Raw genomic sequence first — 9,511 nt, forward strand, 5'->3', positions numbered from 1 at the left:
GCTATAATTTTAACTTATGCTTAGAGATTGGATATTAGTTATTTTAGTTTTGGCAATAACCGTCGTTGGCGGTCTTTTTGCAATTCCTGGCAATATTGCAAAAAAAATAAACCTTCCAGTTCCAGAACAATTTGAAAAACCCTTTAAGCTTGGGCTTGATTTACAAGGAGGGACTCATCTTTTATATGAGGCAGACTTGAGTGGAATTAAAAAAGCAGATTGGGAAGAATCTGCAAATGGGCTTCGCGATGTAATTGAAAGAAGAGTTAATCTTTTTGGAGTTCAGGAGCCCGTGGTTCAAACCGAACAAACTTCAAAAGGATATCGTTTAATTGTTGAGCTTGCAGGAATTGATGATCCGGCAGAGGCTATTAAAGAAATAGGGAAGACACCATTTTTGGAATTTAGAGAAGAAATGTCAGATGCAGAAAAAAAGAAAATATTAAATATGTTGCCCCCAGAGCAAATTGAAGAGACAATAAAACAGGTTGAGAAACAAACAGGAAAGAAGGTAAAGAAAGAAGATGTTGTTGATTATCTACCTCTATATACACCAACAGAGCTTACAGGAAAGTATTTAAAATCAGCAAAAGTTGATTTTAGTGAAAATACTTTTGAACCGTATATTTCACTTGAATTTAATGCAGAGGGCGCAAAACTTTTCAGAGACCTTACAAAAAAGAACAAAGGTAAGACCCTTGCTATATATATTGATAACCAGATGATTTCCTCGCCTACCGTACAAGAAGAAATTTCTGGAGGCAAAGCTCAAATTACAGGACAATTTACGATTGAGGAAGCAAAAGAATTAGCAAGGAATTTGAGTGCAGGGGCTTTGCCAGTTCCTATAAAACTTATCTCGCAGCAGACAGTCGGCCCTTCTTTGGGAAAAGTTTCTATTGAGAAAAGTGTTAATGCTGGTGTAATTGGTTTCTTGCTTGTTATTTTGTTTATGATTTTATTTTATAGATTATCCGGTATTTTTGCATCGTTTTCCTTGCTTTTTTATGGAGTTCTTATACTTTCTTTATTTAAGTTAATTCCGGTCACCCTTACTTTGGCAGGTATTGCGGGCTTTGTTTTATCTTTGGGTATGGCGGTTGATGCCAATGTTTTAGTTTTTGAAAGACTAAAAGAAGAACTAAAAGAGAAAGAAAGTTTTGATCTTGCAATTAACAATGCTTTTTCACGTGCCTGGACCGCAGTTCGTGATGGTAATATCACAACTTTAATTACTTGCTTAATTTTATTTTTAGTTTCTTCTGGTTTTGTCCAGGGCTTTGCTTTAGTCCTTGGAATTGGCGTTCTTGTTAGTATGTTCTCGGCTATGATAATTACAAAGCTTTATATAAAAACGTTTAGCAATACAAAATTGGGTAAATTAGAAAAACTTTGGACAAGATAAAAATATGAACATAGTTAAATATTCCAAATTTTATTTTATATTTTCAGGATTACTTATTTTGACAAGCGTAATTTTTCTTTTTGCGTGGGGTTTTAAGCTCGGAGTTGATTTTACTGGTGGAAGTCTTTTAGAATTAAAGTTTATACAAAAGGAGCCTAAGATTTCTGAATTAAGAAAAGAAATTAATTCAGTTTTAGGAACAGATTTTACCCTTCAGGAATCTGGTGAGAAAGGAATAATTTTAAGGGCAAAAAATATAACAGAAGAGGAACATCAAGAAATAATAGATACTTTGGGTGGGAAGGATGAAGTCATTGAAGAAAGATTTGAAATGGTGGGTTCTGTTGTTGGGAAAGAGCTTAGACGTAGTACAATGATTGCTTTAATTTTGGCTTTATTTTTTATTACAATTTATGTTGCATCAGCATTTAGGAAAGTTTCAAAACCAATACCTTCTTGGCAATATGCTATTGCGGCGTTAATTGCTTTATTTCACGATATTTTAATTACATGTGGTGCTTTTGCTCTTTTCGGAAAATTTTTAGGGATTGAAGTTAATATTCCTTTTGTCGCGGCACTTCTTACAATTCTTGGTTATTCAATTAATGACACAATTGTAATTTTTGACAGGCTAAGAGAACACATTGTTAGAGAGGATGAAACATTCGGCAATATAGTAAATATATCCATTAAGGAAACTTTTGCTCGTTCGCTTTTTACCTCAATCACTACACTCTTACCTCTTTTTGCAATATTATTTTTTGGGGGAGAAACACTATTTCCATTCGTCCTTGCTTTAATTATTGGAATTTTCTTTGGTACTTATTCTTCAATATTTATTGCTCCACCAGTTTTGTATTCATGGATAAGATTAAAAGAAAAAAGAAGTTCTTGATAATATTGACATTTTGGATTTTTAAACATAAAATAGAAAACGTGCAAAACAAGCACGTTTTTTGTTTGGCTTGGAATATCATACATAACAGGAAAGGAGAGTGATTGTTGAATGGCAAAGATTTCTTGTCGTTGCTGTCTTTGCGGGGCAGAAGTTAACGTAAAATGCGGAGAGGAAGATCTGGACGGAGAATCAAATTCTCCCCTGATTGTGTCCTGCTCAAACAGCATCTGTCCAGCAGTTCTTCATCTAAAGATGAGAGGAGGAACTATAAAGAGCGTAAGAGCTCTGAATCCGCCCCCATCTTAATCAGTACATTTGAATTCTTCTCAGCCGAGGCATTGCGCCTCGGCTGATTTGTTTTAATTTAAAAGATTTTTGATAAAATAAAATTAAAGCAGGTTTTTTGCTCCTTTTATGGGAGGTGATAGTTATAAATCTAAAGAGAAAGAGGGTGAGACGCGATGGTACATAAAAGACATTTTTCGTCTTCGTCTGACGGCAAACAGAAAAAAGAAGCACATAGAAGCGGCGAAGTAATGTTACGAGAAGTAAAAAGGATAATAGACAAGAAAGGTCCTCGAAACAACGAAGAACAATTTCTTATCGAGAAGATCGTTTACCCTTTTATTCTTAACAGAATTACAATGGAACAAATAAAAAGGGATGACGAAGAAGCACGCCTCTTTGGGTTCTCCGAAGAGGAAATAATCTCGCTAAGGAAGGAAGTTCTTAAGTCGGACCAGGCTTTTTTGGAAGACTGGGAAGAAAAGCTGGAAAAGATAATCTATCCCGACAAAAAGGAGAAGAGAGGAAATAAAGAAAGGGTTACCTGCGAAAAATAAACAACTATCACCTCCCACTCCTTTTTGCTAGCTTTTTAAAAGCTATTTTTTTATGGTAAAATAACTAAAATATGAATTGGTATTCTTTCTCTGTTGAAAACACTATAAAAAAATTAAAAACTGATTTTAAAAGTGGTCTTTCCGAAAGAGAGGTTATTTTACGTAGAAAAAAAATCGGAGAGAACCAAATTCCAGAAAAAAAACTTCCTTCCCGTATACAGATATTTTTTGAACAATTTAAGAGTCCTTTAATTTACATATTACTTTTGGCAGGAGTAGTGCTTTTATTTTTAACAAAAACAAAACAAGATTCTATTGTTATATTTGCTGCTGTAATTATTAGTGTTATTTTTGGTTTTTGGGAAGAAAATAAAGTTTCAAATACCATAATAAAACTAAAGAAAATTTTAAAAACAAAAACAGTAGTTAAAAGAGAAGGTTTTAATAAGGAAATTTTTCAAGAAGAATTAGTGCCAGGAGATATTATTTTATTAAAAGAGGGAGATAAAGTGCCTGCGGACGTAAGATTAATTGAGACACAAGACTTAAGAGTTTCTGAGGCTATTTTGACGGGTGAATGGTTAGCAGCAAAGAAAAAAAATGAAGTACTGCCGGGAAATACGCCCCTGGCTGATAGAGACAATATGGTTTATGCTGGCTGTACAATAGAAAGAGGGGAAGGAAAGGCTGTTGTTGTTGCAACCGGTGCAGAAACCGAAACAGGCAAGATTGCTCAGATGTTACAGGAAACAAAAGAAGAAAAAACACCACTTCAAAGAAAATTATTAGATTTTAGTAAGAAAATTACAATTGTTATTATTGCGATATGTCTTCTTATTTTTATTGCCGGCACCTTAAGAAAAGGAAATACTTTGGAAATGTTTGAAGCTTCTATTGCCATTGCTGTTGGGGCAATTCCCGAAGCTCTTCCAATTACCATGACAGTTATTCTTGCTATAGGCATGGAGAAAATTTTAAAGAAAAGAGGCCTTGTAAGAAGATTATCTTCGGTAGAAACCCTTGGGTCAACATCTATTATTTGCAGTGATAAGACAAAGACGCTTACAAAGGGTAAGATGACGCTTTCAGAAATTTTTACGATTTCAGGCTCTATTTTTCCAGATAAAACAGAGATAAATAAGAACAGAGAACCATATGAGTCAATATTTAAAATAGCTTCTTTGTGTAATGAGGGATTTATTGAGTATAACAATAGAAAGAAAATTATTATAAGAGGAGAGGATACAGATAAGGCATTGGTTTCAGTCGGCATTAAAGGAGGATATAAAAAAGAAGAACTTGAAAAACAGATGCCATTAATAAAAAGATTACCTTTTTCTTCAGATAATCAATTTCAAGCAACATTACATAAAAACCCAGACAAATTTTTATTATATGTTTCTGGTTCTCCAGAAAAAATATTATCAGTTTCCAAAAAAGTTCAAACAGAAAGTGGTATTATTGAATTGGACGAAAAAAATATTAATTTTTTTAGAGAGAAATTAAATGATTTTACAGAAAGAGGTCATAGAGTTATTGCCTTGGCAAAGAAAGAAATACAAGCAAAAACAGAAGAAAAAATTAATCTTACTAAAGAAATAAATAATTTAGTTTTAGTTGGTTTTGTAGTTTTAAGTGATCCTTTAAGAGGAGACGTTAGAGAAGCGATGAGAATTTGTCGGAAAGCTGGCCTCAAGTCAATTATTATTACTGGAGACCATAAAAAGACCGCAAAAAATATAGCAGAAGAAGTTGGCATGAAAGTAAAAGAAAGTGAAATTATTGAGGGGCAGGAATTAGAAAAATTATCAGAAAAAAAATTTAAGAAAATAGTAAAGAAAATAAAAATTTATGCGAGAGCTGAACCCCGCCATAAAATGAAAATAATTGATGCTTGGCAGGAAAAAGGACAGGTTGTCGCAATGACCGGAGATGGTGTGAATGATGCTCCAGCAATAAAAAGTGCTGACATTGGTATAGCTCTTGGTTCTGGAACTGATGTTGCGAAAGAAGCTTCTGATTTAGTGCTTTTAACAGATAGTTTTTCTGTTATTGTAAAAGCAGTTGAACAAGGGAGAGTAATTTTAGACAACATTAGAAAGGGGATAGCATATACCCTTGCCGATTCTTTCACGACAGCAATTTTAGTTGGATTTTCAACCGTTGTTTTCGGATGGCCACTTCCAATTTTACCAGTTCAAATCCTTTGGAATAATATGGTAGAAGATACTTTTCCTAATATTGCATATGCTTTTGAACCAAAAGAGAAAGGCGTTATGGGAAGAGGACCTACTCCCCAAAAGTCGTCTCTTTTTACAAGAGAAATGTTGTTTTTAACAATAGGAAATGTTATCTTTAATTTTATTTGTATTTTTTATTTTTGGTTTTTCTGGCAGCATTTAAATTTAGGACTTGATTATGCAAGAACAATGATTTTTGGAGTAATTAGTGTTGATACGGGATTTGTTATTTTCTCTTATAAAAACTTAAAAAGGAATATTTGGAAAATTAACCCTTTTTCAAATAAAGTTTTAAATATTGCTGCGATTTTTACCCTTTTGGGTTTTATTTCTGTAATTTATGTTCCTTTTCTTCAGAATTTATTCCATACAGTTACTCTAGGCTTAAAAAGCTGGATATTTTTGATTGTTAATGCACTGCTTACGGTGTTATTTATTGAATTTATAAAATGGCGCTTTATAGTTAAAAAGAAAAAATAAAACATGACAGATATTATTATTTTTTTAGCAGTTGTTTATCTTTTTTCATTTTTTTTGGGTAGAGTTTTTGAAAAAATCAAAATACCACCAATGTTTGCTCCTTTGCTTTTTGGTATTTTATTAGCTATAAAAAATCCATTTTATGGGGTAATTTCTTCTGAAAATTTTATTTTTTTAGCAAATCTTGGAATGTATTTTTTGCTTTTTTTAATAGGATTTGAAATAGACTTTAAAAACATTAAAAAGACTGGCTCTTTTATAATAAAATCCACGATTTTAATTGTTTTGTTAGAGGCTTTGGTTGATGGTATTTTGTTTCATTTTATTTTTGGCTATGGATGGATAATAGCTTTAGTTATAGCTTTAATTTTTGCAACAGTGGGGGAGGAAATTTTATTGCCAATTTTAGATAAATGCGGATTACTTAAAACAAAATTAGGACAAAGCATCTTAAAAATAGGGGTTTTTGATAATTTATTAGAGTTTTTGGGTGTAATTTTAATAAGTGTTTATTTAGGGGCGACATCAAAGATAAATATTGATTTTGGAATAATTTTATTTTACGTTCTTGGTTTTGTCTTGATATTTCTTCTTTTGTGGAAAATTAAAAAAAGAATTAGAGATTTTTTGGAAGATTTAGATCTTCAGGCAATTTTTATTTTTGTTTTTGCAATTTTCTTTCTTTTTCTTTTTATCGGTAAAAACGCAGAGGCAACAGCAATAACTGCAATAATTGGAGGTATATTAATAAGAAGTTTTATAAAATTAAAAGAACGGTTTGAAGAGGTGGAGCACGAAATAAAAACCTTTGCCTATAGTCTTTTTGGGCCCTTATTTTTTGTTTGGGTTGGATCAAGTATTAATATGAAATATATTCTTGAATATCCCATTCCAATTTTAGTTATTGTTGCCGCAGTAACTCTTTCTAACATTTTGGCAAGTTTTTTTGTAACAAGAAAAGAATTGGGGACGAGAAATGCATTTTTGTTGGGTATCAGCTTTTGTGTAAAATTTAGTACTAGTATAGTCTTAATAAGAGTTCTTTACGATCTTGGTATTTTAGAAAATAAACTTTATTCGGTTTTGGTTGGATCTAGTATTTTCTTTGTTTTAATACCTCCTTTAGTATTTTCTCTTTTAGTGAGTTTACCACAGAAAATATTTCAAAAAAAATAATACTATGGAAGAAAAAATAAAAAAATATATTTATTCAACTAGTCTTCTGGCAGGAACAATAATTGGTGTTGGTTTGTTTTCACTTCCTTATATTACAGCTCAAGTGGGTTTGCCAATTACAATTTTTTATTTTTTAATCATAATTGGATTAGTTCTAGTTATCCATTTACTTTTTAGTGAAGTTGCGCTCAAGACACCTGATTTTTTGAGATTTTCGGGTTATGCGAAAATATATCTTGGTAAGATTGGCTCAAGTCTAACAAGTATTTCTGTTATTGGCAGCCTTATTGGTTCTCTCCTTGCATATTTAATAGTTGGGGGAAAATTCCTTGGAGAGATTTTTATCCCTATTGTAGGTGGAAATGATTTTATTTTTGTGATTTTATATTTTATTTTAGGGTCTATTTTTATATTTTTTGGGGTGAGGGCAATTTCAAAGATAGAATTTTGGGGATTAGTTTTATTTATTTTGATTTTATGTTTATTAGTGTTTCCAAGCATTAGTCACTTTAAAAGAGTAAATCTTTCTGTGGCGTTTAATTCCAGTGATTTATTTTTGCCATATGGTCCAATTTTGTATTCTCTTTGGGGAGCAGCATTAATTCCACAGGCAGAAGAAATTCTTGGAAGAGAAAAAAAACAATTAAAAAAGATAACGGCTATTTCAATAATAATACCCTCTGTTGTTTATTTATTTTTTATAATAATGATTTTGGGTATTGCTGGGGAAAATGTATCACCCGCAGCTCTTACGTGTCTTGGTGGAATCTTGGGAAATAATATTTATAAAATAGGATTGTTATTGGGAGTCTTAACTACTTTCACTTCTTTTGTTGCGCTTGGCTTAACACTCAAGGACGTATTCCATTATGATTTTAAAATTAGTAAAAATATTTCTTGGTTTTTTACTTGTTTTGTTCCTTTGGCGCTTTTTTTGCTTGGTTTTCAAAACTTTATAGAAATCATAGGGTTTATAGGCGCTGTTTTTCTTGGGATTACAGGGATATTAATAATTTTTATGTATCAGAAGATAAAAAAAGAGACACTTAAAGTAAAAATCCTTACCCTACCTTTAATTTTAGTTTTTGCGTTAGGAATAATTTATCAAATAATATATTTTTTAAAATAAGATTTTGTGCCAGAGATAATACTATATATAATTATATTTTTGGGTTCTTGTTTTCTTTTGGTAAAATCCGGTTCCTGGCTGATTCAGGCATTAATAAGGATTTCCCAGTTTTTGCGTTGGACAGAGTTTGTCGTTTCTTTCATATTAATGGCTTTTGCTACTTCGGTTCCTGAATTTTTTGTTGGTATTACTTCTGCTATACACAAAGTTCCCGAGGTTTCTTTGGGTAATATAATCGGAGCAAATGTAATCAATCTTACTTTGGTTATTGGAATAGGGGCAATTATAGCAAGGGGATTAGACCTTGAAACGTCGGTTGCCAAAAGAGATTCTTTATATACAGCTTTTATAGCTATTTTACCAATAATTGCCTTGTTGGATGGTATTATTTCTCGAGCTGACGCTGTGATTTTGATTATTGTAACTTTATTTTATTTCTATCAAGTTTTTTCCCAAAAAGAGATTTTTACAAAAGTTTTTAGAGATACTTTTAAAAGAAGAACTGCTCGTTTATGGAAAAGATTTTTTATTGATATTCTTATTTTTGTTTTTTCCCTGGGTTTACTTTTAGTTTCAGCAGAAGGGATTATTCGGTCAACAGTTTATTTTGCAGAATACATTAAGTTACCATTGGTTTTTGTTGGTATTGTTTTTGTAGCCATTGGAACCGTCCTACCAGAATTAACTTTTGGTATCAAATCAATAATGTTAGGTAGAAAAGAAATGATACTTGGAAACGTAATGGGATCAGTTGTTGTAAACTCAAGCCTTATATTGGGAACAGTTGCCTTAATTCACCCAATAAAAATCGTTGGTTTTTCCTCTTTTATTGCTGGGATACTATTTACTTTTCTTGCTGCTGCTGCTTTTTATTTTTTCGCTAGACACCAGGAGCACATTTCAGAAAAAGAAGGAAAAATTTTGATTGTAATTTATATATTGTTTATTTTATTTGAGGTTATAGTTCAATTTTGATAAGATATAAGTGTTTTATATGACAGAATTAATTGTTTTAGTTTTTGTTTTGGTTTTTAGTACGGCATTAATATTCGCCCTGTTTTTTTATAAAAAAAAAGAGGTGGACCAGACTCAAAATGAAGCAATAAAGGACCTCGAAAGAAGATTAACGGATTTAATGATTGGCCAGTTAAAAGAAATAAGAGATAGCCAGAACGGTACTTCAAAAGAAATGAATAGGCAAATTCAATCGTTTACCAAAGAAACAACTCAAATTAGAGAAAATTTAAAGCAAATCCAAGATAAAGTAAAAGATGTTTCTTCTTTTCAGGAAATTTTTAAGTCTCCAAAACTTCGAGGTCAATGGGGAGAGGCTTCTCTTGA

At 31.8% G+C, this 9,511-nt stretch carries 8 protein-coding genes; all 8 read left to right on the forward strand.

What is annotated here, in order from left to right; all coding sequences use genetic code 11:
- Nucleotides 1-16 precede the first annotated feature (16 nt).
- Complete coding sequence (secD, locus tag PHI88_03250; GenBank protein MDD5552144.1) at nucleotides 17-1,405, forward strand: protein translocase subunit SecD; 1,389 nt, start codon at nucleotides 17-19, stop codon at nucleotides 1,403-1,405.
- A gap of 4 nt (nucleotides 1,406-1,409) precedes the next feature.
- Nucleotides 1,410-2,300 carry a protein translocase subunit SecF gene (secF, locus tag PHI88_03255; protein MDD5552145.1) on the forward strand — a complete coding sequence of 297 codons (891 nt, stop codon included), beginning with the start codon at nucleotides 1,410-1,412 and terminating at the stop codon, nucleotides 2,298-2,300.
- A gap of 464 nt (nucleotides 2,301-2,764) precedes the next feature.
- Complete coding sequence (locus PHI88_03260) at nucleotides 2,765-3,145, forward strand: hypothetical protein (GenBank protein ID MDD5552146.1); 381 nt, start codon at nucleotides 2,765-2,767, stop codon at nucleotides 3,143-3,145.
- A gap of 71 nt (nucleotides 3,146-3,216) precedes the next feature.
- A complete protein-coding gene (locus PHI88_03265; protein ID MDD5552147.1) occupies nucleotides 3,217-5,865 on the forward strand; it encodes an HAD-IC family P-type ATPase in 2,649 nt (882 codons plus the stop codon).
- A gap of 3 nt (nucleotides 5,866-5,868) precedes the next feature.
- Complete coding sequence (locus tag PHI88_03270; GenBank protein ID MDD5552148.1) at nucleotides 5,869-7,041, forward strand: cation:proton antiporter; 1,173 nt, start codon at nucleotides 5,869-5,871, stop codon at nucleotides 7,039-7,041.
- A gap of 4 nt (nucleotides 7,042-7,045) precedes the next feature.
- On the forward strand, nucleotides 7,046-8,170 hold the full coding sequence (locus tag PHI88_03275) for an aromatic amino acid transport family protein (protein ID MDD5552149.1): 1,125 nt from the start codon (nucleotides 7,046-7,048) through the stop codon (nucleotides 8,168-8,170).
- A gap of 6 nt (nucleotides 8,171-8,176) precedes the next feature.
- Entirely contained in the window at nucleotides 8,177-9,145 is a 969-nt protein-coding gene (locus PHI88_03280; GenBank protein MDD5552150.1) for a hypothetical protein, read from the forward strand.
- A 19-nt stretch (nucleotides 9,146-9,164) separates the two neighbouring features.
- Nucleotides 9,165-9,511, forward strand: a 347-nt coding sequence (gene rmuC, locus PHI88_03285; GenBank protein MDD5552151.1) for a DNA recombination protein RmuC, incomplete at its 3' end; no start/stop codon positions are given.

It is taken from the genome of Candidatus Paceibacterota bacterium (genome assembly GCA_028716825.1).
Taxonomy (GTDB): domain Bacteria; phylum Patescibacteriota; class Minisyncoccia; order Minisyncoccales.